17 protein-coding genes are annotated in these 23,244 nt (G+C 58.3%); 5 read left to right on the forward strand and 12 right to left on the reverse strand.

The window, feature by feature from the left end:
- Positions 1–9: 9 nt before the first annotated feature.
- Complete coding sequence (gene pepN / locus C1N84_RS11970) at positions 10–2,625, reverse strand: aminopeptidase N (RefSeq protein WP_264441450.1); 2,616 nt, start codon at positions 2,623–2,625, stop codon at positions 10–12.
- A gap of 245 nt (positions 2,626–2,870) precedes the next feature.
- Here pepN and pncB point away from each other — a divergent pair, with 245 nt between their 5' ends.
- The 4 genes from pncB to C1N84_RS11990 all read left to right on the forward strand — a co-directional run bounded on the left by pncB (position 2,871) and on the right by C1N84_RS11990 (position 8,448).
- Positions 2,871–4,076 carry a nicotinate phosphoribosyltransferase gene (gene pncB, locus C1N84_RS11975; RefSeq protein WP_264441451.1) on the forward strand — a complete coding sequence of 402 codons (1,206 nt, stop codon included), beginning with the start codon at positions 2,871–2,873 and terminating at the stop codon, positions 4,074–4,076.
- Between the two features lie 155 nt (positions 4,077–4,231).
- Entirely contained in the window at positions 4,232–5,632 is a 1,401-nt protein-coding gene (asnS, locus tag C1N84_RS11980) for an asparagine--tRNA ligase (protein WP_031279853.1), read from the forward strand.
- 300 nt (positions 5,633–5,932) lie between these two features.
- On the forward strand, positions 5,933–7,057 hold the full coding sequence (ompC, locus tag C1N84_RS11985) for a porin OmpC (RefSeq protein ID WP_276556999.1): 1,125 nt from the start codon (positions 5,933–5,935) through the stop codon (positions 7,055–7,057).
- A 200-nt stretch (positions 7,058–7,257) separates the two neighbouring features.
- Positions 7,258–8,448, forward strand: coding sequence for an amino acid aminotransferase (locus C1N84_RS11990; protein WP_021508330.1), 1,191 nt, complete (start codon positions 7,258–7,260; stop codon positions 8,446–8,448).
- A gap of 33 nt (positions 8,449–8,481) precedes the next feature.
- Here the strand turns inward: C1N84_RS11990 and C1N84_RS11995 are convergent, their stop codons facing one another.
- The 7 genes from C1N84_RS11995 to cmoM form a co-directional block, all read right to left on the reverse strand.
- Positions 8,482–9,111: an MBL fold metallo-hydrolase gene (locus tag C1N84_RS11995; protein ID WP_021508331.1), complete on the reverse strand. Its 630-nt coding sequence runs from the start codon at positions 9,109–9,111 to the stop codon at positions 8,482–8,484.
- 36 nt (positions 9,112–9,147) lie between these two features.
- A complete protein-coding gene (locus C1N84_RS12000) occupies positions 9,148–9,699 on the reverse strand; it encodes a YcbK family protein (RefSeq protein WP_031279855.1) in 552 nt (183 codons plus the stop codon).
- A 188-nt stretch (positions 9,700–9,887) separates the two neighbouring features.
- Positions 9,888–11,690: a L,D-transpeptidase gene (gene ldtD / locus C1N84_RS12005; protein WP_264441454.1), complete on the reverse strand. Its 1,803-nt coding sequence runs from the start codon at positions 11,688–11,690 to the stop codon at positions 9,888–9,890.
- 156 nt (positions 11,691–11,846) lie between these two features.
- On the reverse strand, positions 11,847–16,313 hold the full coding sequence (gene mukB / locus C1N84_RS12010; protein ID WP_222985468.1) for a chromosome partition protein MukB: 4,467 nt from the start codon (positions 16,311–16,313) through the stop codon (positions 11,847–11,849).
- Entirely contained in the window at positions 16,310–17,038 is a 729-nt protein-coding gene (gene mukE, locus C1N84_RS12015) for a chromosome partition protein MukE (protein WP_031279857.1), read from the reverse strand. The genes mukB and mukE overlap by 4 nt, the downstream gene beginning before the upstream one ends.
- The gene (gene mukF / locus C1N84_RS12020; protein ID WP_058757757.1) at positions 17,019–18,341 is read right to left on the reverse strand and encodes a chromosome partition protein MukF; all 1,323 of its coding nucleotides are present in this window, start codon (positions 18,339–18,341) and stop codon (positions 17,019–17,021) included. Before mukF ends, mukE begins: the two co-directional genes overlap by 20 nt.
- An 11-nt stretch (positions 18,342–18,352) precedes the next feature.
- Entirely contained in the window at positions 18,353–19,123 is a 771-nt protein-coding gene (cmoM, locus tag C1N84_RS12025; protein WP_058769552.1) for a tRNA uridine 5-oxyacetic acid(34) methyltransferase CmoM, read from the reverse strand.
- Between the two features lie 124 nt (positions 19,124–19,247).
- Between cmoM and elyC the strand changes: the two genes are divergently transcribed.
- On the forward strand, positions 19,248–20,033 hold the full coding sequence (gene elyC / locus C1N84_RS12030; protein WP_021508338.1) for an envelope biogenesis factor ElyC: 786 nt from the start codon (positions 19,248–19,250) through the stop codon (positions 20,031–20,033).
- Here elyC and C1N84_RS12035 read toward each other — a convergent pair.
- The 4 genes from C1N84_RS12035 to C1N84_RS12050 form a co-directional block, all read right to left on the reverse strand.
- The gene (locus tag C1N84_RS12035) at positions 20,013–20,906 is read right to left on the reverse strand and encodes a YcbJ family phosphotransferase (protein WP_264441456.1); all 894 of its coding nucleotides are present in this window, start codon (positions 20,904–20,906) and stop codon (positions 20,013–20,015) included. The genes elyC and C1N84_RS12035 overlap by 21 nt on opposite strands.
- Before the next feature lie 109 nt (positions 20,907–21,015).
- Positions 21,016–21,765, reverse strand: coding sequence for a 3-deoxy-manno-octulosonate cytidylyltransferase (gene kdsB, locus C1N84_RS12040; RefSeq protein ID WP_058757760.1), 750 nt, complete (start codon positions 21,763–21,765; stop codon positions 21,016–21,018).
- Positions 21,762–21,944, reverse strand: a complete 183-nt coding sequence (locus C1N84_RS12045; RefSeq protein ID WP_010618270.1) for a Trm112 family protein — start codon at positions 21,942–21,944, stop codon at positions 21,762–21,764. Before C1N84_RS12045 ends, kdsB begins: the two co-directional genes overlap by 4 nt.
- A 78-nt stretch (positions 21,945–22,022) precedes the next feature.
- Entirely contained in the window at positions 22,023–23,240 is a 1,218-nt protein-coding gene (locus tag C1N84_RS12050) for a winged helix-turn-helix domain-containing protein (protein ID WP_264441458.1), read from the reverse strand.
- Positions 23,241–23,244 lie beyond the last annotated feature (4 nt).

The following is a 23,244-nucleotide window of genomic DNA, read 5'->3' on the forward strand; positions in this document are numbered from 1 at the left end:
ATTGTTTTCTTACGCGTTCAGCGCTTTGGTGATCTTCTCGTACAGATCGCCGGACAGATTCTCCAGCCCTTTCAGCGTCTCCAGCGCCTGACGCATCAGCGCCTGACGGTCGGCATCATAACGCTTCAGACGAATCAGCGGCTCAATCATGCGCGCTGCCACCTGCGGGTTGCGACGGTTGAGATCGGTCAGCATCTCCACCAGGAACTGGTAGCCGCTGCCATCTTTGGCGTGGAAGGCTGCCGGGTTGGCCGAGGCAAACGCGCCAATCAGTGAACGGATGCGGTTCGGGTTACCCATGGTGAACGAGCGATGCGTCAGCAAGCTACGTACCTTGCTCAGCACGTCTGCCGCCGGGCTGGTGGCCTGCAACATAAACCACTTATCCATCACCAGACCATCCTGATGCCAGCGCTCGTCGTACGCCGCCAGCAGCGCATCACGGCACGGCAACTGCGCCGCCACCGCCGCTGACAGCGCGGCCAGCGCATCGGTCATGTTGCTGGCTTTGTCGTACTGCGCCTGCACCAGTTTGCTGGCCTGCTCCGCGTCCGCAAACGCCAGATAACTCAGGCAGACATTCTTCAGCGCGCGCTTGCCGATCTCGGCATGCTCGACTTTGTAGTCGCTGCTCTGGTTGGCGAGATACACCGCGTAAAACTCATCGCTCAGCTCATTCGCCAGCGTGCGCACCAGCGCCGCGCGCACTGCGGCAATCGCCAGCGGGTCGATCACCTCGAACAGTTCGGCAATCTCGTTCTCTGACGGCAGCGTAAGGATCAGCGCCATCAGCGCCGGATCGCCCTGCTCATCCAGCAGCACCGCGCGGAAAGCATCGGCGACGTGCAGCGGCAGCGACAGCGGCTGGCCCTGCTGATGGCGCGCCACGTTGAGGCGGATATACGTCGCCAGCAGGCTTTGCGCGGCATCCCAGCGCGAGAAGTCGTTGCGCGCGTGGCGCATCAGGAAAGTCAGCTGCGCATCGCTCCATTTATAGTCGAGCTTCACCGGTGCGGAGAATTCCCGCAGCAGCGACGGCACCGGCTGGAAATAGACGTTGTCGAAAATGAAGGTCTGGAACTCGTCGGTGACGTTCAGCACGTGATGAACCGGATGACCGTTGTGCTGCAACGGAATGACCTTGCCTTCGCCGTCATACAGTTCGATATCCAGCGGAATGTGCAGCGGCAGCTTCTCCTTTTGATCGGCGGTCGGGGGCGTGTGCTGCGTGACGTGCAGCGTGTACTGCTCCAGCTCCGGGTTGTAGTCATCACGCACCGTCAGCACCGGCGTGCCCGACTGACTGTACCAGCGGCGGAACTGTGACAAATCGACGTTGGAGGCATCTTCCATCGCCTGCACGAAATCATCACAGGTGGCGGCGCTGCCATCGTGACGCTCGAAATAGAGCTGCATCCCCTGCTGGAACTGCTCTTCACCCAGCAGCGTGTGCAGCATGCGAATCACTTCAGAACCCTTCTCATACACCGTCAGGGTGTAGAAGTTGTTCATTTCGATCACCTGATCCGGACGGATCGGATGGGCCATCGGGCTGGCATCCTCGGCGAACTGCGCGCCGCGCATCACGCGCACATTATCAATACGGTTGACCGCGCGCGAGCCGAGATCGGAGCTGAACTCCTGATCGCGGAAGACCGTCAGACCTTCTTTCAGGCTGAGCTGGAACCAGTCGCGGCAGGTGACGCGGTTGCCGGTCCAGTTGTGGAAATATTCGTGACCAATCACGGCTTCAATACCGAGATAGTCTTTGTCGGTGGCGGTTTCCGCTTTGGCCAGCACGTATTTGGAGTTGAAGACGTTGAGGCCTTTATTCTCCATCGCGCCCATGTTGAAGAAATCCACCGCGACGATCATAAAGATATCGAGGTCATATTCGAGGCCGAACCGCTCTTCGTCCCACTTCATGCTGGCTTTGAGCGAGGTCATCGCCCAGTCCGCACGGTCGAGGTTGCCGCGATCGACAAAAATTTCCAGCGCCACGTTACGGCCGGAACGGGTGGTAAAGCTGTCACGCAGCACATCGAAATCGCCGGCGACCAGCGCAAACAGGTAGCAGGGTTTCGGGAACGGATCCTGCCATTTCACCCAGTGACGACCATCCTCGTGCTGACCGCTCTCCAGCTTGTTACCGTTGGACAGCAGGTACGGATAGCTAGCCGCGTCGGCGATCAGGGTGGTGGTGAAGCGCGCCAGCACGTCCGGGCGATCGAGATACCAGGTGATATGCCGGAAGCCTTCGGCTTCACACTGGGTGCAGAGCGCCTCGCCGGATTTATACAGCCCTTCCAGCGCGGTGTTTTTATCCGGATGGATTTCATTAATGATGGTCAGGGTAAAGTTGTCCGGCAGCTGGCTGATGATCAGTGCGCCCTGCTCTTCGCGGTAGTGCGGCCACGGATTGCCATCCACCGCCAGCGACAGCAGCGTCAGCGCCTCACCGTCCAGACGCAGTTCAGCCTGCTGCGCGCCAAGGCGTTTTACCTGACTGACGGCGGTGACGCGCGTGGTCGCCGCATCAAGATCAAACGTCAGGTCGATATCGGTGATGGTGTAGTCCGGCGCCCGGTAGTCGTGGCGATATTTAATTTGCGGCTGTTGCGTCATAAATCCTTCTCGCATCGTTAATATATTCAACCCTCAGAGTCTAAGCGGGTTGCGCCCGGGTTGCCACGCACAAAGCGTGCGTTGCGCCAAAAGTCTACAATTCATTAACAATGGCACAAATGACCCTCGACCTGTCACCTGCAATTATGGTGTGATCGCGGTGATTACTGTTTTATACTCCTGCGTCTTTATGACTTTGTTGAATACCGGGCTCTGCTCCGCGGAAGAGGATGCTGAAACGCACCATGACTGGACACGCTTCCCCGATTTTGACCACGCTGCTTGATACCGATGCCTATAAGCTTCACATGCAGCAGGCCGTTTATCATCGTTACTACGATGTCCCGGTAACGGCAGAATTTCGCTGCCGCAGCGATGAGCAGCTCGGCCAGTATGCCGACGCCATCCGCACGCACATTACTGCCATGCAATCTCTGGCGCTGAGCGATGACGAATATCGTTACCTCAGCAGCTTACCGTTTTTCCAGCAGGATTATCTCGACTGGCTGCGCCAGTTCCGCTTCGATGCCTCGCAGGTTGAGGTGCGCGACGATCACGGACATCTGCGCATTCAGATTCGCGGCCCGTGGCGTGAAGTGATTCTGTGGGAAGTGCCGCTGCTGGCGCTGATCAGCGAAGTGGTACACCGTCACCGGACGCCGGAAAGCGGCGCGGAACAGTCGGTGGCGCATCTGCAGCAGAAGCTGGTGCACTTCCGTGAGCAGGTAGGCGATCTCGATATGTCGCGCTTCCAGCTGATGGACTTTGGCACGCGGCGTCGTTATTCGCGCGCGGTGCAGGAAGCGATTGTCAGCACGCTGAAAAACGAATTCCCGTGGCTGCTGGGCACCAGTAACTACGATCTGGCGCGCCGGTTGCAGCTTAACCCGGTCGGAACCCAGGCACACGAATGGTTCCAGGCGCATCAGCAGATCAGCCCGGTACTGGCCAACAGCCAGCGCGCGGCGCTGCAATCGTGGCTGGATGAGTACGATAACCAGCTCGGCATTGCCCTGACCGACTGCATCACGATGGACGCCTTCCTGCGTGATTTCGGCCCCGGTTTTGCCCATCGCTATCAGGGCCTGCGCCATGATTCGGGCGATCCGGTGGAGTGGGGAGAAAAAGCCATTGCGCATTATCAGCGGCTGAATATCGATCCGCTCAGCAAAACGCTGGTGTTCTCCGACAATCTCAACCTCGACAAAGCACTGGCGCTGTATCGGCATTTCGGTCAGCGCGCGAACGTGGTATTTGGCATCGGCACCCGCCTCACCTGCGATATTCCCGGCGTCACGCCTTTGAATATCGTGATCAAACTGGTGAGCTGCAACGGTAAACCGGTGGCCAAACTCTCCGACAGTCCCGGTAAAACCATCTGCCAGGATAAAGCCTTCGTGCGCGCCCTGCGCAAAGCCTTCGACCTGCCGCTGGTCAAACGCGCCAGCTAATTGGCCTGAGCAGGGTGCCTGCGCCCTGCTCTGCGCCAGAAAATCTCTTTATTCCCCGGCAATTTTGCTTGTTTCCTGGTGGCTCGCAAGTAACATAGCTAAACCCCGGAATGGGGCTTATTTCACTCCATCTTCATTTATATAGAGAGATTTTTATGAGCGTAGTGCCTGTAGCGGATGTACTGCACGGCCGTGTCGCGGTTGACAGTGAAGTCACCGTACGTGGTTGGGTACGTACCCGAAGAGATTCCAAAGCCGGTCTTTCCTTCATCGCCGTTTATGACGGTTCCTGCTTTAATCCCGTTCAGGCCGTCGTCAATAATTCTCTGAATAATTATCAGGATGAAGTGCTGCGTCTGACCACCGGCTGTTCGGTGATCGTCACCGGTAAAGTGGTGGAGTCGCCGGGTGAAGGCCAGGCATTCGAACTGCAGGCGACCCAGGTTGAAGTCACCGGCTGGGTGGACGATCCGGATACCTATCCGATGGCGGCTAAACGTCACAGCATCGAATACCTGCGTGAAGTGGCGCACCTGCGTCCGCGCACCAATATTGTCGGTGCCGTGGCGCGCGTACGTCATACGCTGGCGCAGGCGCTGCATCGCTTCTTCCATGAAAACGGCTATTTCTGGGTCTCCACGCCACTGATCACCGCCTCTGACACCGAAGGTGCTGGCGAGATGTTCCGCGTCTCAACGCTGGATCTGGAAAACCTGCCGCGCGACCCGCAGGGCAAAGTTGATTTCGATAAAGACTTCTTTGGTAAAGAGGCTTTCCTGACCGTTTCCGGCCAGCTGAACGCCGAGACCTATGCCTGTGCGCTGTCCAAAGTGTATACCTTTGGCCCGACGTTCCGTGCCGAAAACTCGAATACCAGCCGTCACTTAGCGGAATTCTGGATGCTGGAGCCGGAAGTGGCGTTCGCCACGCTGGACGATGCGGCTGCCCTGGCGGAAGCGATGCTGAAGTATGTGTTTAAAGCGGTGCTGGAAGAGCGCGCTGATGATATGGCGTTCTTCGCCGAGCGCGTGGATAAAGAGGCCATCGCCCGTCTGGAGCGCTTCATCACCACGGATTTCGCCCAGGTAGACTATACCGACGCCGTCGACATTCTGCTGAAAAGCGGCCAGAGCTTCGAGAACCCGGTGTCATGGGGCGTAGATCTCTCTTCCGAACACGAGCGTTATCTGGCGGAGAAACACTTTAAAGCGCCGGTGGTGGTGAAAAACTACCCGAAAGATATCAAAGCGTTCTACATGCGTATGAACGACGACGGTAAAACCGTGGCGGCGATGGACGTGCTGGCACCGGGCATCGGTGAAATCATCGGCGGTTCCCAGCGTGAAGAGCGTCTTGATGTACTGGATGCGCGCCTCGCTGAAATGGGCCTGAATAAAGAAGATTACTGGTGGTATCGTGACCTGCGTCGCTATGGCACCGTGCCGCATGCCGGCTTCGGTTTAGGTTTCGAACGTTTGATCGCCTATGTCACCGGCGTACAAAATGTAAGAGACGTTATCCCGTTCCCACGCACGCCACGTAACGCGAATTTCTAAGATTTAAGATTAAATATAAGAAATTCATATATATATTGAGGTCGGCCCTGCCGGCCTTTTTTTATTTTTGTAAATTTTGAGTTCTCTCACAAAGTTCCCGATATTTTACAAATTGTAATACAATTTTGCTTTTTGATACGCAATTACGAGAATTGAATCATTTTCGGGCTAGAATTAGCAACCCTGTGATGGAAAGATGCGTGCAGACACAGGAGACATCAAACTTCTTTCAAGGTTCCCGTAAAGGTTTCTTGACGGCAGTGGCAGATGTCCAAATAACTCCAATGAGGGTAATAAATAATGATGAAGCGCAACATTCTTGCAGTGGTTATCCCTGCTCTGTTAGCTGCCGGCGCAGCAAACGCAGCAGAAATCTATAACAAAGATGGCAACAAACTGGACCTCTACGGTAAAGTTGATGCGCGTCACACTTTCTCTGACAACGCCAGTGATGATGGCGATCAGTCTTACGTTCGTTTCGGCTTCAAGGGTGAAACTCAGATTACCGACCAGCTGACCGGTTACGGCCAGTGGGAATACAACGTGCAGGCTAACGTTGCTGAATCTCAGGGCACCGAAGGTTCTAAAACCCGTGTTGGCTTTGCCGGTCTGAAATTTGGTGATGCAGGCTCCTTCGACTACGGCCGTAACTACGGCGTACTGTACGACGCAATGTCTTACACTGACCAGCTGCCAGTGTTCGGTGACGATACCCTGTATCAGGACAACGACAACTTCATGGTTGGTCGTTCTAACGGCCTGGCGACTTACCGCAACAGCAACTTCTTCGGTCTGGTTGACGGTCTGGGCTTCGCTGTTCAGTATCAGGGCAAAAACGAAGGTCGCGGTCCACGTTACGACAACGGTGACGGCTGGGGTACCTCTCTGTCCTATGACACTGGCATGGGCATCAGCGCAGTGGGTGCATACTTCTCTTCAGATCGTACCAATCAGCAGCAGCTGGATGGCAACGGTGAGAAAGCAGATGCATACGGTTTCGGTCTGAAATACGACGCCAACAATGTGTACCTGGCTGCCTTCTACGGCGAATCACGTAACACCACTAAATATGGCAACACCAGCGCTACTCCAGATGGTGTAGCAATCAACTACGCTGCTAACAAAGTTCAGGCTTTCGAAGTGGTTGCTCAGTACCAGTTCGACTTCGGTCTGCGTCCATCCATCGCTTACCTGCAGTCTAAAGGCAAGGACCTGAACAGCGCGACTGCCAACGGTTCAACCTTCTCTGGCGGCGATGCTGACCTGGTTAAATATATCGAAATCGGTACCTACTACTACTTCAACAAAAACATGTCCACCTACGTTGACTACAAAATCAACCTGCTGGACGACAACGACTTCACCCGCGCTACCGGTACTTCTACCGACGACGTGGTTGGCGTTGGCCTGGTTTACCAGTTCTAATCTGCCGATTCGGACTGCGTAACACCTCATAAACGGAGCCTTCGGGCTCCGTTTTGCATTTCAGTGATCGGGCTCCCGATTAGCGCCATTACTTTATACGCCACAGTTATTTCTTTTTTATGTCAGCGGTTGGCAAGCGTTGCGTCTGACGTTAACCTGATAGCTCATTTTGCTAAAGTTCACCCTAACGGAACTGACTCATGTTTGAATCAATCTCTGCCGCACCAGCCGATCCTATTCTGGGACTGGCTGACCTGTTTCGCGCCGACGACCGCCCGAATAAAATCAATCTTGGCATTGGTGTTTATAAAGATGAAACCGGCAAAACGCCGGTGCTGACCAGTGTGAAAAAAGCTGAGCAGTATCTGCTGGAGAACGAGACCACCAAAAACTACCTCAGCATTGATGGTCTGGCTGATTTCGCGCGCTGCACGCAGGAACTGCTGTTTGGCAAAGAGAACGCGCTGATTAGCGCTGGCCGCGCCTGCACCGCGCAGACGCCGGGCGGCACCGGTGCGCTGCGCGTCGCCGCGGATTTCCTCGCTACGCAAACCAACGTCAAACGCGTCTGGGTGAGCAATCCCAGCTGGCCGAACCACAAAAACGTGTTCAACGCCGCTGGTCTGGAAGTGTGTGATTACCAGTATTACGATGCGGCGACCCACAGCCTCGACTTCGACGGCATGCTGGCCTCGCTGCAGGAAGCGCAGGCGGGCGACGTGGTGCTGTTCCACGGCTGCTGCCATAACCCGACCGGTATCGATCCTACCGCTGACCAGTGGCAACAGCTGGCGCAGCTGTCGCTGGAGAAAGGCTGGCTGCCGCTGTTCGATTTCGCCTACCAGGGCTTCGCACGCGGTCTGGATGAAGATGCTGAAGGCCTGCGCATTTTCGCCGCATCCCATCAGGAACTGATCGTCGCCAGCTCCTACTCGAAAAACTTTGGTCTGTACAACGAGCGTGTCGGTGCGCTGACGCTGGTAGCGGCAACGGCCGACGTGGCGAAGACAGCATTCAGCCAGGTGAAATACAGCATCCGCGCCAACTACTCTAACCCGCCGTCGCACGGTGCTGCCGTGGTCGCCACCATTCTCGGTAACGACGCGCTGCGTACCATCTGGGTGCAGGAGCTGACCGACATGCGCCAGCGCATTCAGCGCATGCGCCAGCTGTTTGTGAATACCCTGGCGGAGAAAGGCGCACAGCGCGATTTCAGCTTCATCATCAAACAGAACGGCATGTTCTCGTTCAGCGGTCTGACCAAAGATCAGGTGGTGCGTCTGCGTGAAGAGTTTGGCGTGTATGCGGTGAATTCCGGTCGCGTTAACGTGGCAGGCATGACGCCGGATAATATGTCGGCGCTGTGCGAAGCCATCGTCGCGGTGCTGTAACCAACGAAAAATGGGCCTGATGGCCCATTTTTTTTATTGCAGGAAAGGATTACTGACGCGCTCGTGGCCGAGTGTGGAAATCGGGCCATGGCCAGGGACAAACGTCACATCATCACCCAGCGGCAGAAGTTTATCCCGGATGGCCGCGATTAGATCGCTGTGGCTGCCCTGCGGAAAATCGGTGCGCCCGACGCCACCGTTAAAAATCACATCACCTGAGATCAGCAGACGGCCAGCACGGTCAAAGAACACGATATGGCCAGGCGTATGCCCTGGACAGTGCAGCACTTCCAGCGTCACGTTGCCCAGCTGTACCGTTTCGCCCTCTTCCAGCCAGCGATCTGGCGTCAGCGGCGCGCACTCCGGCAAACCAAACATCCGGCTTTGAGTGGGCAGGTTATCGAGCCAGAAGGCATCGGCTGGCTGCGGCCCGACGATCGGCACCTGATAGTGCTGCGCCAGTTCCGCAGCGGCACCAACGTGATCGAGATGGCCGTGGGTCAGCAGGATTTGCGACGGCGTTAAGCCTCGCTCCGCCAGCACGGCAATAATGGTTTCGGCATCGCCGCCGGGATCAACCAGCGCAGCCTGTTGCGTCTCGTCATCCCAGATAACGGAACAGTTCTGTGAAAAGGCGGTGACCGGAATAATCAGGTAATTCATAGCGCTCCATGACCGACACACGCAGCGCTGCCGGTATCAGGACCAGTGCCTTGCAGGCCCGGTATCAATGTGTACGAAGTTGCTGCGCGGGTAATATCCTACACCACCGGCGCGCATAGATAACGCCGCTTTGCGAACATTGCTTAGAGAAATGCCCTCAATGTGGAAATCCATCGCCTGCCCTTTGGTGTGATAGCTGTGTTTAGCCACGCCAGGGCCCGATTCACGCAGCATATTATTGGTCGCCAGCGTACGGTAGCCGGAGATCAGCTGCACCGGTTTGCGCGTGTTGAGCAGCGTCTGCAAACGATACAGCTGGTCAAACAGATGCGGATCGATGTGTTTAACCTGATTGGCGCGGTAATCGCGGAAGAAGTGGTTTAAGCGAGCTAACTCATCCTTGTCATAACTCTTACCGTTAAAAAACTCAGTTTTGAGGGTTTCACCGGTATGCATGTTACTGAGCGTTAATACCCGGGGGCGGGAGGTGGAAACTGACGCCAGCGCTGCACCCGGCAGCAGTGACAATCCAGCCGCTGCGCCACCCAGCAGCAATAAACGACGACGTTGAGAATCAAAATTAGCCATGAAGCGGGGTTACCTAATCTAAAACGATAAAAATATGTGCAAAAAGTACACAAGGCCGAACAGTAACCGCAGCCTGGAGAGCAGTCAACCCGCAATCTGTCACAGAATGCGCAAAACCGGTCTGAAATCAATTTTCCAGACCGGTCTTGCCATTTTCTTTGAGGGAGGGATAACAGGGAAATCAACGCTTAGAGCAGCAGCTGCCCCGCTTTGGTCAGCACCTGGCTGCCGGAGCGCGCCGGGTTATCATAATTGTAAATATCTGTACGATACTGCGGCTGGCCGTCGTCCGCCACCCAGGCCGTAAGGTAGTAGAGATTAACCGGAATGCGATGGCGAATCGGCACGTAGCGCGTATCGCCCTGCTTCAGCGTGTCAGAGATACGGCTGTCGTTCCAGCCCGCGTCCTGCAACAGCAGATCGGCCAGTTCAGAAGCTTTGTTGACGCGCACACAGCCGGAGCTGAGCGCGCGGATATCACGCTGGAACAAGCCATGGTTCGGCGTGTCATGCAGATAAATCGCGTCTGAGCTCGGCATGTTGAATTTATAGCGGCCCAGCGAGTTGCTGGCACCCGGCGCCTGACGAATGCGATACGGGAAACTGGCGGCGGACACCATGTGCCAGTCAATCATCGACGGATCGATCACTTCCGCATCAGCGCTCCAGCCCGACAGCAGCGTGTAGCCGTGCTTATACAGATAGCTCGGATCCTGCTTCACCTTCGGCACGATATCCTGGCGCACCAGCGTAGTGGGCACGTTCCACGGTGGATTGAGCACCACATTATTGAGCGCGCTGCGCATCAGCGGCGTTTTGCGGTCCGGACGACCGACAATCACCCGCGAGGACAGAATGGTATTGCCGTTGTTGTAGTAGGTCAGGGAATAGTTGGGAATATTCACCATGATGCCGTTGTGCATGTCATCCGGCAGCAGACGCAGACGCTGGATATTCAGCGCCAGCAGCGCTGCACGCATCTGTGGGGAAACATTCAGCCACTCGCGGGTGCGCGGGCCTATGGCACCGTCGTCTGCCAGTCCCTGCCAGTGCTGGAAGCGTTTTACCCCCTCCACCAGCGTGTTGTCGTAGACATTATTGCTGGCAGCCGGGGCCACCGTGCTGATGTTGCCGCTAGCCTGCGGTACCTGCGCCGGCAGATCGCTGACGCTGGTGGCCGACGGGCTGACGGCCACGGGCTGATCGCTCTGGCTCACCGGCTGCGGCGCCGTCGGGACGGCATCGTCGGCTGGCGTGGGCGTCGCGCTGTGCGTGCCGGTCAGCATCCCGGTGCGCTGCAGAATCTCACGCAGCGCCGGCACATCATCGCTGATCTGACCCGGGCGCAGCGTGCCCTTATCGCGCAGCTGCGGCCACGGCCGGTTATCGGTCAGCAATGCTTTTAACGCGCTGTGCATCGGTGCGTACTGCGGATGCTGCGGTTGCAGCGACACCACAAAGGCGCGGCTGCCGCCGCCGTTCACCGCGTTTTGCCACTGATTGATGGCGGAGAGTGACGGCATGGTCAGTTTGTACGGCACATTGCTGTACAGCCAGGTTTCGCCCTGGGTCGGTACGTTAGCGACAAACTGCAGATAGCCAAGCATAGCGTCGCTCAGCACCACGTCCCGCGCGAAGCCTTTAATATCCGGATTGGTGAGCAACTCTACCCAGCGGGTAAACTGCGGCTGTACGCCGGAGAGCGCCACTTCTGCCAGCTGCTGCTGGAAAGCCTGCACGGCGTTGCGATCCTGCCACAGCGGTGCCATATTGCGTGCCGCATAGATGCCGGCGAGGCCGGGCAGATAAAAGGGTCGTTCGCTGGGGCTAAATGCCTGCTGAATTTGCTGCTGGCTGGCAGCCACTGACTGCGTGCTGTGCGGCAGCGCGCTGACGTCTGCCGCCTGGCTGATAGCCAGCGGTGCCGCCATCAGTGACAAACTGAGTGCTATTGCAGCACGATTAACTCTGCTCTTCTTGTTCAGCAACATCCCTGCCCCCTTCTTACCAAAGACACAGCATCCTGAAAACGCCGTGTACCGCCTGTACTCTTATGGTTGAGTATAAAATAAAAAACGGCATCCGCCTCGCAGGGCCGATGCCGTTTACAGATTAACCGCAGCCTGAATTTTTAACCAGATTTGCTGCTAGCTATTTTCAGTGGCCACGCCTGCGCCGGGATTTTCCTGTTTCACCGGCGTCGGATCGGCGGAGAAACCGCGCAGTCCGACCACGTGCACATGCTCCGTATTGTTAAAGACTTTACGTACCAGCTTATAAGTGGTGCCTTTTTCCGGACTGATATTCTCCGGCGCGGCAATCACCAGCTGCATTTCCAGACGCTCGCACAGTTCGAACAGCGTGGCGATGGAGCGCGCATCAAGACGCGCGGCTTCATCGAGGAACAGCAGGCGGCACGGTGAAATATCTTTACCACGCAGACGCCGTGACTCCTCTTCCCAGCTCTGCACCACCATCACCAGAATCGACATACCGGTACCGATCGCTTCACCGGTCGACAGCGCCCCGCTTTCGGCGCGCAGCCAGCCGTCTGAGCCGCGGTTCACTTCCACTTCCATCTCAAGGTAGTTGCGGTAGTCGAGCAGCTCTTCACCGATGGTCTGCGCCGTGCGCTGGCCCATATCAATCTGCGGATTGAGACGCTGATACAGCTTCGCCAGCGCTTCCGAGAACGTGAGGCGATTGCTGGTAAACAGATCCTGATGCTGTTCATGCTCTTCCGACAGCGTATCCAGCAGCATGGCGTGCGTTTCGCGTACGTTGACGTTCAGCCGCACGCTGCGCACCTGGCCAAAGCTCACCGCCTGCAGGCCCTGGTTCAACTGACGGATGCGGTTCTGCTCGCGCTGAATGGTTTTGCGGATGATATTGGCCGCACTGCGCGAGCTGATCGCCAGCGTCTGCTCACGCGCCGTCAGCTCTTCGGTCAGGCGGTTCAGCTCAATCTCCATCTGCTCGATGGCTTCAACCGGATCGTCGGTACGAATAATGTCCTGACGGATACGTTCACGCAGATGCTGATAGACGGCGATAAAGAACTGAATCTTGCGCTCCGGCCGTTTTGGATCTTCCGACATGCGCAGCACATCGCGCAGGTGTTCATTATCCGCAACCGCCAGGCGCAGTGCACCGAGGGCTTTATCCGACATCGAGCGCAGCTCGTCGCCGCTCAGGTAAGCCAGTTCGCGGCGATGCAGACGGCGCTCGACGCCGTTCTCTTTCACCAGACGCAGTACGGTGCACCAGCCCGCTTTGGCGCTGACAACCTGCTCACGCATCAGATGATAATCGCGCTCCAGCTTGCGCAGTTTCTTCTGCAGGCTATCCATTTCGGCTTCGCAGAAGGTGAGCTGTTTCTCCAGCTGATTGCGACGCGCACGGTTGTGGCTGAGCGCCGTGTAGAGTTCGTCACGCCGGCTGCGCGCGCGCTCCTCGGCGCTGGCATCGGCGTGCACGCCAATATCCTGCATCTCCTGCTGCAACTCTTTCAGCATGTCGCGCTTGGCGTCGTACGAACTCTTCAGCGATGCCAGCACCTGGGAATACTGCGTCAGCTGCGCCTGATGTTCGCGCAGGCGTTCGCGCGCGCGGCTGCGTTCGCCTTCTGCCTGCTCCAGACGCTGGCGCAGTTTTTCGTTGAGATCGCTGTTACCGGTCAGCATGCCAGCCGAATCTTCATAGCTGAAGTGCGCGCGGCGCTGCACCACTTCGGTCAGGGCAAATGCCTGCTGACGCGCTTCGCGCTGCTGCTGCTGCGCCTGCTGATAATCACGCGTCAGCTGTTCGTGCTGCTGCGGATCGCTCTGCAGCACCGCCACCAGCGGCTCCAGTTTGCTGAGTTTCGCGCCGTGCTGATGCAGGAAGCGCGCGGCTTCCTGGGCTTCTTCCACCCGCTCACGAATCTCTTCGCAGCGGTCGGCCAGCGAGTCGTCAAGCAACAGGTTAACGCGCGGCAGCAGGCGGTTGAGCTGCGCCACACCCTCTTTTGCCTGCTCGAACTGGGCACGCTGCTGCTGATTGTCATTCTCGTGCTGCGCCAGCGCACGCTCCAGCTCGCCACGACGGCTGTTGAGCTGACGCATCTGCGCTTCCGGATCTTCGTCGAAGGCCACCGCCAGGTGGCTGCCGATAAAGCGGCTAAACGACTGATGCAGACGCTGGGTTTTCTGCACGTCAAACGACAGCGTGGCGAAACGTTCGGCCAGCTGGTCGCGCTCATTGTTCAACAGCTCCAGCTGATTTTCCCGCGCCGCGCGACCAAACAGCGGCACTTTCGGGAAGCGCGAATAACGCCACTGGCGCTCCGCCACTTTGACAACGACCGCATTTTCCAGCTCGTCGACGCTAAAGACGCTGTCATCAAACGACTGCGGATCGCCTTCGATCAGATAGAGATCTTCCGGACACTCTTCCAGGCCGTCGAGCATCTCGCGCACCAGCGACAGGTCCGGTACCACAATGGCGTGACGCGATGGGCCATACAGCGCGGAGAAGTACGGCGCATCATCCAGCGTCACGTCATCGTAAATTTCTGACAGCAGCACGCCGCCAAACCGCTCCGCCAGCTGAGTCAGGCGCGCATCTTCCGCGCCGCCCGGCTGGCTGAGTCGCGCAATCTGCTGCTCAACTTCACGCTTGCGCGCCGCCACTTCATCACGCTCAACGGTGGTTTCACGCTCGCGCTCCAGCAGCTGCTGCATATATTCGGTGATCTGCTGGCTGCTGCTCAGCGTCTGGCCGGTCTGCTCGCTCAGCTGGGTGAGAATCTCCTGCGCCGCCAGCCAGTGCGGTGCCCGCGCGGTCAGCGCAGTGATGCGCTCGCGCAGCTGCTCCAGCTCCTGGCGCATCAGCATGCGGCGTTCACCGGCGTCGGCCACGCTTTCGTTCAGCTGCTCTATCTGCGCTTCCAGTTCACGCTGCAGGCCTTCCAGCGCGTCAGCGTCATACTGCTGGCCCTGACGTTTACAGAAGTCGGCTAGCAGACGTTCGGCGTCATGCTGCTCGCGCAGGCGGGTTTCCAGTTCGTTGAGACGCAGACGCAGCGAAGAGAGCTGTTCGGCATGATGGCGCTGATTAGCGGCATCGCGCAGCAATTCGCGCCCGACCTGCCACGCATCCTGCCGGCTGACCTCACCGGCAATGCTGGTGACCAGCGCCAGCGCCTGTTCAAACTGGCTGTGCGCCGCTTCCGCCACGCTCAGCTTCTGCTCCAGGCGCAGCAGCCGTTCGGTGGCTTCTTCTTCGCGCGCCTGGAAGGTTTCCTGCCACTCTGCGGCGTTGTCGATGGTGAGGTCCGGCAGCTGGCACTGCGCCCGCGCTTTTTCCAGCGCCTGCAGCGCCTGCTGATACTGAATGGCGCGGGTTTGCTGCACATCAAGCGCCTGCTGAAAATCGGCCAGCTGGCTTTTCAGCTCGTCGACTTCAATTTCCGCCGCTTCAGCGCGCGCTTCGTTCTCTTCCTGCACCTCACGCGCTTCGGCCACCACTTCATTCTGCTCTTCGAGGCGATAAGTCAGCTCTTCCAGATCGGCGTCGTAACGCGCGATCTTCTCCTGCTGACGCATCGCTGTCTGGACCAGATTAAGGTGATCGCTCGCCGCCTGATAATCAGCTTCCAGATCGCTCTCTGCGCCGTTGTGCTCAGAGAGTTCGCGCGCCATTTCGATGTGACGATACTGTTCTGACGCCAGCTGATTGCGGCTGGTGAACAGCTCGTTACGCAGCTGCAGCGCACCGTCGAGATGGATGCGACGCTCGTTGGCGTGGCGCATATAGTCGGCAGAAACGTAGCTTGTGGCTTCAGAGATCAGATGCTTAAACAGATCGCGGTCCGACTGCGTGACGCGAATCGCTTCCAGCGTCATGCGGTTTTCGCGCAGCGCCGCTTCCATATCCTGGAACGCTTTACGCACGCCGCCGTTTTCCGGCAGCAGGTAATCGCGCAGCGAGCGGGTAATGGCGCTGGAGATACCGCCATACAGCGAAGCTTCGATCAGACGATAGAATTTGCTGCGATCGCCAGCGGTGCGCAGACGACGCGGCACCACGCCGAGCTCAAACATCATGGCGTGGTAGTCCGTGACCGAGCTGAACTGGCGGAACTGCACACCCTCCTGCGCTTCCACCCGCTCCTTCACTTCTGCCAGCGGCAGCACGCGCGCCTGACGGCTGCCGAGAATTTCGGTCAGCATATCGGTTGGCAGCGTATCGGTCGGCAGGCCGTGAATACTGAACGGCTTGATGTCGACTTTCTTATCGCGTCCGGCCACCTGCTGCAGGCGCACGCCAGCCACCACGCGCTGATGGCGCGAGTTGACCACGTCCAGCACCGCATAGCAGACGCCCGCGCGCAGTTTGCCGTGCAGGCCCTTGTCGCGCGAGCCGGATGTGGCACCGGCTTCAGTGGTGTTACGGAAATGCAGCAGGGTTAAGTCCGGAATCAGTGCCGTAACAAACGCCGCCATGGTGGTCGATTTACCGGCACCGTTACCGCCGGACAGCGTGGTGACCAGCTCATCCAGATCAAAGGTGCGGGCAAAGAAACCGTTCCAGTTGATCAGCGTGAGCGATCGAAATTTACCGCGTTCAATCATGCCTGTTCATCCTCCGCGCGCTCGCTCGCGTCGTGTTCGCTGTCATTTTCTGCCTCGTCGCTCTCACTGGCGACCGGTGCGTTCTCCAGCGTCATCGCTTCACCGTCACGAATCAGGCGCAGCTGCGCTTCACGTGCGTCGTCACCACTGCGCACATCCGCACCAAAGCGGAAAACGGACTCCATAATGCGGAACTTGCTGCTGTCGTTGCCCATAAACCACACCATGCCGAGACGGCGCAGACGGCTGAGCGACGCACGCATCTTCTCCTGCAGTTTGGCGCGATCCAGGTCCGACCCGGTGGAGCGCTGGTTAACCAGCTTCAGCAACCTGCTTTCATCCGCCAGCGACAGCAGCTCGTCGTACAGCTCCTGCTGGGTGAAAATGCCCTCGTTGGCCAGCCGCTCCGGGCTCAGGTAGAGATAGCAGAGAATTTTACCCACCATCATGTCGAGCTCGGACAGCACCGAGCGCGGGATCAGCGTGGTTGAGCGCGGACGCAGATAGAAAAACCCTTCCGGTGCGCGGATCAGCTCAACGTTGTAGCGCGCATAAAACTCTTCTAAGAACGGCTGGTAATCCATCAGAAAAGCGTGATTATCCAGCTCTTCAATACCAATGTGGCGGCCGGCGCGTAACTGGCTATCAAGCGCGGGAAAAATCGGGTTTGCCAGTGCCAGCGCCAGTTTGACCGGCATCACTTGTTCAATATTTGTCGATGACATGTGCCTGCACCTTGGCTCCGTAATCATTGATGGTCTGCCATTCCGCAGGCAGACCGGCTAAATCGGCTTCGGCCACGCCGAGTCGCACCGCCTGATCGATGACGATGCGCGCGAGGTCGAAGTGGCGCGCGCGCGGGTACTGTGCCAGATAGTCGCGCATCACCGTGGCGAGATGCAGCGGCTTCTGCTGCTGCTTGTAAATCTGCAGCGCTTCTTCAATCATCGCCGCCAGCTGCTCGCGGATTTCGTTAAACTCTTCGTACTCCATCTCCGGTGGCAGCTCGCCCATCACTTCGTCGTTGCGCAGCGTCATCTCTTCATCGCGCATGTCATACAGACGGTCGGCGTTGGCGTAGGTCAGCGCCCACGGCTGATCGAAATAGTTCTGCACCGACTGGCGTAAACGCTGCGCGAACACGCGGTTTTTATCCATGTCGATGGCGGTACGAATAAATTTGTGCACGTGGCGGTCGTAACCGATCCACAGATCGATGGCCTGCTGGCCCCAGCTGATAATGCGATCGAGCTTGTTTTGCAGGTCAAACACCAGCTTGTCGACGAAGCCCAGATCCGGGCTGCTCAGCGTGGCGTCCTGAATCCGCAGCAGGTTAGCCTGCAGCTTGTCGCCTGCCGCTTCCAGCGTATCCTGCAGTTCGCGCAGCGTGCCGGAGGTCTCCGACAGCAGCAGCTCACAGCTGGAGATGGCCGCGCGCCAGTCTTTATTCAGCAGATCGGCGATATCGCTTTTCACCGCCTGCTGCTGTTCGTCCATCAGGCGCTGCGTCATGTCGATGCTGTCGAAGATTTCCGCGACCGAATATTTCAGCGGCGCAAAGACGTTGCGATGCCAGTGAAACTCGTCGCCATCTTCCTCGGCGGCGTCGGCGGCGCGCTTCAGCTCCTGCGCGACAATCGACAGCTGCATCGACAGGCGCAGCGTGGAAAATTCGCGCTGGCGGATATAATAGTCGGTGATGCCGATCGCCAGTGGCGTCAGACGATAGATGGCGTGACCTTCGGTCAGCTCGCTGGTAAAACGGTTAAGCAGGCGCTGACGCACCATGTCGTTGATGGCGTTGTTGGCACGGACCTGAACGGTTTCATGGGTTTGTTCAAACGCTTTGCTGACGTGACGAAAGGCGTCAATCAGCTCACCTTCACTCATCTCGCCGTCCATGCGCTCCCCGTTGAGGGTGGCGATGGCCAGCAAAAACGCCAGACGTTCTACCGGCAGCGCAAGGGAAAAGTCATTCTTGCGCGCCCATGCCACCAGTTCGGGGACCGTCTGGGAAAATTCGCTCATAGTTGATCCTTCTACCTGGGTTTGCGCGCAGTCACGTGGATATAGCGCCCTAAGCTCAAAAAGGGCTCCTGACGACAGTAGCGCCGTTCCATCTCAATAATTTCCTCAACGCTCTTCCCGGCGCCGGGCTGCGGCTTCATGTAGTCACTGAACACGCGGATACCGGCACGCTGCTCGGTGATAAATCCGCACTGCGTCAGCCAGCGCTGTACATCGTCAGGATCGCGGGGGAAATCCGGCGACAGCGTGCGTTTTTTGCGCTTGTTCATGTTGGCGCGCAGATAGCCGAAATTGCCGAGCGTCAGGGTGCGGAACGTCAGGCCGTGCGCGTTATAAAACATCAGCGACAGCACACCACCGGGTTTCAGCGTATGCCACAGCGCCTGCAGCACCGCCAGCGGATCCGCCACCCACTCAAGCACAGCGTGAAACAATACCAGATCCACCGGCTTATCCAAATGTTCGCCAACCTGCTGCGCGCTAATTTGTTTGAATTGCATGTTGTGGCTCACACCTGCGCTGTGCGCATGGGCGGCGGCCAGCTTAAGCATCTCGCCCGACAGGTCGCACAGCAATACCTGATGCCCCTGCGCAGCCAGACCGCTGGAGATCTGACCGACACCACCACCGGCATCCAGCACCGTCAGCGGGCCAGCGGGCAGCGTCGGCAGAATGGCGTTCAGCTCGTCCCAGATGATCGCCTGACGCACCTGGCCTTTACGGGTGCCATAAATATTTTGCGAGAATTTATCCGCCAGATCGTCAAAGTTACGATCCTGCATGGTGATGGCTCCGCTTTGATGCATTCAACTTGTGCTATTTTGTCACAGGCTCGACAAGAATGAACCTTTCATGCCGCAGTAACTGTCTGGCTGCTGTTTTTTCGGACAAAAGGAGACGTTTTCGATGTTTTTTGCCTTAAAAAAATGGATTGGCGCGATGCTACTGCCTTTGCCATTGCTGTTAACGCTTATGGCGGCAGGACTTTTACTGCTCTGGTTCAGCCGCTGGCAAAAAAGCGGCAAAATCCTTATCTCATTGAGCTGGCTGATGCTGTTACTGTTGAGTCTGCAACCGGTGGCCGATCGGCTGCTGGCCCCGCTGGAAAACCAGTATGCCACGTGGAATGGCAGCGAGCCGGTGGACTATATCGTGGTGCTGGGCGGGGGTTACACCTATAACCGGCAGTGGGCACCAAGCTCCAACCTGCTGAACAACAGCCTGCCGCGCGTGACCGAAGGCGTTCGCCAGTGGCGACGCTATCCTCAGGCCAAAATGATCTTCACCGGTGCCGCTGCGGGCTACAATCCGCGCAGTAACGCCAGCGTTGCCGCCGACGTGGCGCGCAGCCTTGGCGTGCCCGACGATGCCATCATCGTGCTGGATCAGCCGCATGACACCGGCGAAGAAGCGCTGGCGGTGAAGCAGACCATCGGGCAGCATCCGTTTCTGCTGGTGACGTCTGCCAACCATCTGCCACGCGCCATGCACTTTTTCCAGAGCGCCGGCCTGAATCCGCTACCGGCACCGGCTAACCAGCTGGCGATCACCTCACCGATCAGCGTCTGGGATCGCACGCTGCCCTCGCCGCTGTGGCTCAGCCATAGCCAGCGCGCGGTGTACGAAACGCTGGGGCTGATCTGGCAGCGGCTGCGCGGCAGTGGCGAACCTTCAGCCGAGCCAGGGGAGTAGCTGAGCGCGGGCATGGTCAAAGCGCGGCCGGTCAAACTGGCCGCTGCTGATCAGCGTGTCAACGCAATCCCACAGCTGATAGAGCCAGCGGCGCCAGACGAAACCTTCATCCACCGGCGCACGCTGTAAATAGTGCTGCAGCAGCGATGCTTCAGCACCGTTTTCCGCCAGGCGCATCAGCTCAAACTCACGCGGTGCCCACAAAATGGTGCCCGGCTGGGTCATCGCCACCAGCTGATCGCTGTGCGGGTCTTTCAGCATACTGGCGAGACGCAGATTGCCGTGCATTAGCACGCACGGGTCGTCAAAGCCGGCAAACAGCTGCGCCAGCTGTTCGCGACTGCGAAACAGAATCTGACGATCGGCGTGGGTAAATCCGGGGGGCGACAGATAGCCCAGCGTGGACCACAGCACCTCCACCCGCTGGCGATACCATGCCGGCCAGCGATTTTCCTGCACGCTGTCAACGCTGCCGACCAGGCCATGGCTGTCAATGCGGTGCCACGCCAGCAGCCCTTCGACAATCTGCTCACACAGCTGCTCCCAGCGCGCTGCCGTGCGCGCTGGCGCTTCGGCCGATACGCCATTTAAGCGCGCCAGCAGCAGCATTTCATGCGCCGGCGGTTGCTGACTCAAAACCAAGCCATACACCGTGGGCAGCGTAATCAGCCCTTCATGCGCCAGCATGGTGAGTTTTTTCGCTTCGAGCGCGGCGCGTCCCTGATGACGAAAATATTTGGCCACCAGCGGCATCGGCTTGCCGTGGTCATCATAGAGGGCGTAAAGCCGCGATTGTGCCTGTTCGCTGATGGTTTCCAGCCGGCTGACGCCTTCGCCCAGCACCAGTGCCAGTTCTGCACGGAGTTGTTCCATGGAAGAGTCCTCCGGAGTTAACTCATTGCACCATCCTGGAGGTCATGACGGCGCAAAACTTAGCGCCAGATCAAACTTTGCGGCCAGCCGGGTCGCTGGCCGCTGACGATTATGCCTGCATCGCTTCACGCACGCGCAGCAGATCGTCCGGCGTATCCACACCGACGCTCGGCACGGTGGCCGCTACCGCCACGTGGATCTTTTCGCCGTACCACAGCACGCGCAGCTGCTCCAGCAACTCGATCTGCTCCAGCGCACAGGGTTGCCATGCCACATAGCGACGGATGAAACCGGCGCGATAGGCATAGATACCGATGTGGCGCAGCAGCGTGTCGCCAATCTGCTCACGCGACTGCGCGTAACGTTCGCGATCCCACGGAATGGTCGCACGTGAAAAATAGAGTGCATAGCCGCTGGCATCGGTGACCACTTTTACCGCGTTGGGATTGAACGCCTCTTCTGCCTCGTGAATCGGTACCGCCAGCGTGGCCATGCCGGCATCCGCCTGGGCCAGATTGTCCGCGACCTGACGCACAATCTCCGCCGGAATCATCGGCTCGTCGCCCTGCACGTTCACGATGATGGTATCGTCAGCAAACTGATACTTTTCAATCACCTCGGCCAGGCGCTCGGTACCAGATTGGTGGTCGGCGCGCGTCATGCAGACTTCCCCGCCGGCAGCGGTCACTGCCGCCGCCACGTCAGGATGATCGGTGGCCACAATCACCCGCTCGGCGCCGGACTCGCGTGCACGCTCCATCACGTGCACCACCATCGGTTTACCGTGAATATCCAGCAGCGGTTTGCCCGGCAGGCGCGTGGAGGCGTAGCGTGCCGGAATAATCGCCACGAAACTCATGGATGAATCTCTTCAACGGACAGGGTGCGCGCTTCTACTTCCAGCAATACCGGAATACCGTCACGCACCGGGAACGCCAGGCCGTCGGGTTTGCAGATCAACTCCTGCTGCTCTTTGTTGTAATACAGTTTTCCGTTGCAGACCGGACAGGCCACAATCTCAAGTAAACGGTGATCCATACTTTTCTCCTTTCAGGACCGATACGTCAGAGGATTAGCATACCATAGCGCAATCAGGGACGGCGCGCCGCCATCGGCTTATATGCTGACGTGCCAGTGCGTGGACCAGGCTGCCCGCAGCGCATCAGGCGCGTTTTCCAGCACCACTTCGCTGGCGCCCTGCCAGGCGGCGAAGCGGTTAATGGCTTTATGCACATCGGCGAGAAACTGCTGGCTCACGCGCACGCCGGGCTCCAGCCAGAAGACCCGCAGAATCAGGCGCTGCGCCTGGCGATCCATTTTGGCATCGACGCGCCCTTTCAGTGCGCCGCGGTGCAGCAGCGGCAGGACAAAATAGCCGTATTTGCGTTTGTGCTCTGGCGTGTAGCACTCGATGCGGTAGTCAAAATTAAACAACTCAAGCGCGCGGCGGCGATCCCATACCACTGGATCAAACGGTGACAGCAGCGCGCTGTGTGTGGCGCCCTGCGGCTGCGCCAACTGCGGCAGCAGCGTATGGTGCAGCCACATCTCGCCCAGTTGCTCAACCTCAACGCGCTGAATCACTCCCTGCTCAGCGGCCTGCGCCAGCCAGAGTGCAATGGGCGCGCGTTTCAGCCGGTAGTAATCGGCCAGCCAGCTGGCGCGGAAAATGCCGAGGCTGCGCGCGCTGTGATCCAGCATCTGCATCACCGCCTCGTTCTCGCTCAGCGCATGCTGCTCGTCGCGCCAGTGCGGCATCACCCGGCTACGCAGATCGTAGACGCGCTGGAAGTTACGGCGCTCGACAACCATCAGCTCACCGGCGCTAAACAGGTTCTCCAGATGTCGCTTGTGCGGCTTCCACGCCCACCAGCCGGGTTTGGTGTGCTTGTCACTGGCAAAATCAGCGGCGCGAACCGGACCGGTGGCGGCGATATGTTGCAGCAGATCGGCGATCTCCTGCTGATGCTGATCCACCCATTGCTGATTGTATTTCCAGCCCAGGCGCTGCGGAGCCAGCATGCGGTGACGCAGCAGCGGATAATCTTCAAAAGGGATAAAACAGGCTTCATGCGCCCAGTATTCAAACAGCGCGCCCGCCGCCAGCGTTTGCTCCAGCCACTCAGCAGGAAAAGCGCCCAGGCGGCTGAACAGCACCAGATACGGACTGCGCGCGACCACATTAATGGTATCGATTTGCAGCAGCGACATCTGCCGCACACAGGCGTGAATATCGGCAAAACGCGCCTGACGGCGCGGCGGGCGTAGCAGGCCCTGGGCAGAGAGGTGCAGATTGCGGGCGGTTTGCAGAGAGAGGGAATGCGTGCTGGTCATTACG

The sequence above is a fragment of the Pantoea sp. SGAir0418 genome (assembly GCF_043529865.1).

Coding starts and splice junctions, on each gene's coding strand:
- pepN (WP_264441450.1), bottom strand. CDS start 2,625: ATGACGCAACAGCCGCAAATTAAATATCGCCACGACTACCGGGCGCCG.
- pncB (WP_264441451.1), top strand. CDS start 2,871: ATGACTGGACACGCTTCCCCGATTTTGACCACGCTGCTTGATACCGAT.
- asnS (WP_031279853.1), top strand. CDS start 4,232: ATGAGCGTAGTGCCTGTAGCGGATGTACTGCACGGCCGTGTCGCGGTT.
- ompC (WP_276556999.1), top strand. CDS start 5,933: ATGATGAAGCGCAACATTCTTGCAGTGGTTATCCCTGCTCTGTTAGCT.
- C1N84_RS11990 (WP_021508330.1), top strand. CDS start 7,258: ATGTTTGAATCAATCTCTGCCGCACCAGCCGATCCTATTCTGGGACTG.
- C1N84_RS11995 (WP_021508331.1), bottom strand. CDS start 9,111: ATGAATTACCTGATTATTCCGGTCACCGCCTTTTCACAGAACTGTTCC.
- C1N84_RS12000 (WP_031279855.1), bottom strand. CDS start 9,699: ATGGCTAATTTTGATTCTCAACGTCGTCGTTTATTGCTGCTGGGTGGC.
- ldtD (WP_264441454.1), bottom strand. CDS start 11,690: ATGTTGCTGAACAAGAAGAGCAGAGTTAATCGTGCTGCAATAGCACTC.
- mukB (WP_222985468.1), bottom strand. CDS start 16,313: ATGATTGAACGCGGTAAATTTCGATCGCTCACGCTGATCAACTGGAAC.
- mukE (WP_031279857.1), bottom strand. CDS start 17,038: ATGTCATCGACAAATATTGAACAAGTGATGCCGGTCAAACTGGCGCTG.
- mukF (WP_058757757.1), bottom strand. CDS start 18,341: ATGAGCGAATTTTCCCAGACGGTCCCCGAACTGGTGGCATGGGCGCGC.
- cmoM (WP_058769552.1), bottom strand. CDS start 19,123: ATGCAGGATCGTAACTTTGACGATCTGGCGGATAAATTCTCGCAAAAT.
- elyC (WP_021508338.1), top strand. CDS start 19,248: ATGTTTTTTGCCTTAAAAAAATGGATTGGCGCGATGCTACTGCCTTTG.
- C1N84_RS12035 (WP_264441456.1), bottom strand. CDS start 20,906: ATGGAACAACTCCGTGCAGAACTGGCACTGGTGCTGGGCGAAGGCGTC.
- kdsB (WP_058757760.1), bottom strand. CDS start 21,765: ATGAGTTTCGTGGCGATTATTCCGGCACGCTACGCCTCCACGCGCCTG.
- C1N84_RS12045 (WP_010618270.1), bottom strand. CDS start 21,944: ATGGATCACCGTTTACTTGAGATTGTGGCCTGTCCGGTCTGCAACGGA.
- C1N84_RS12050 (WP_264441458.1), bottom strand. CDS start 23,240: ATGACCAGCACGCATTCCCTCTCTCTGCAAACCGCCCGCAATCTGCAC.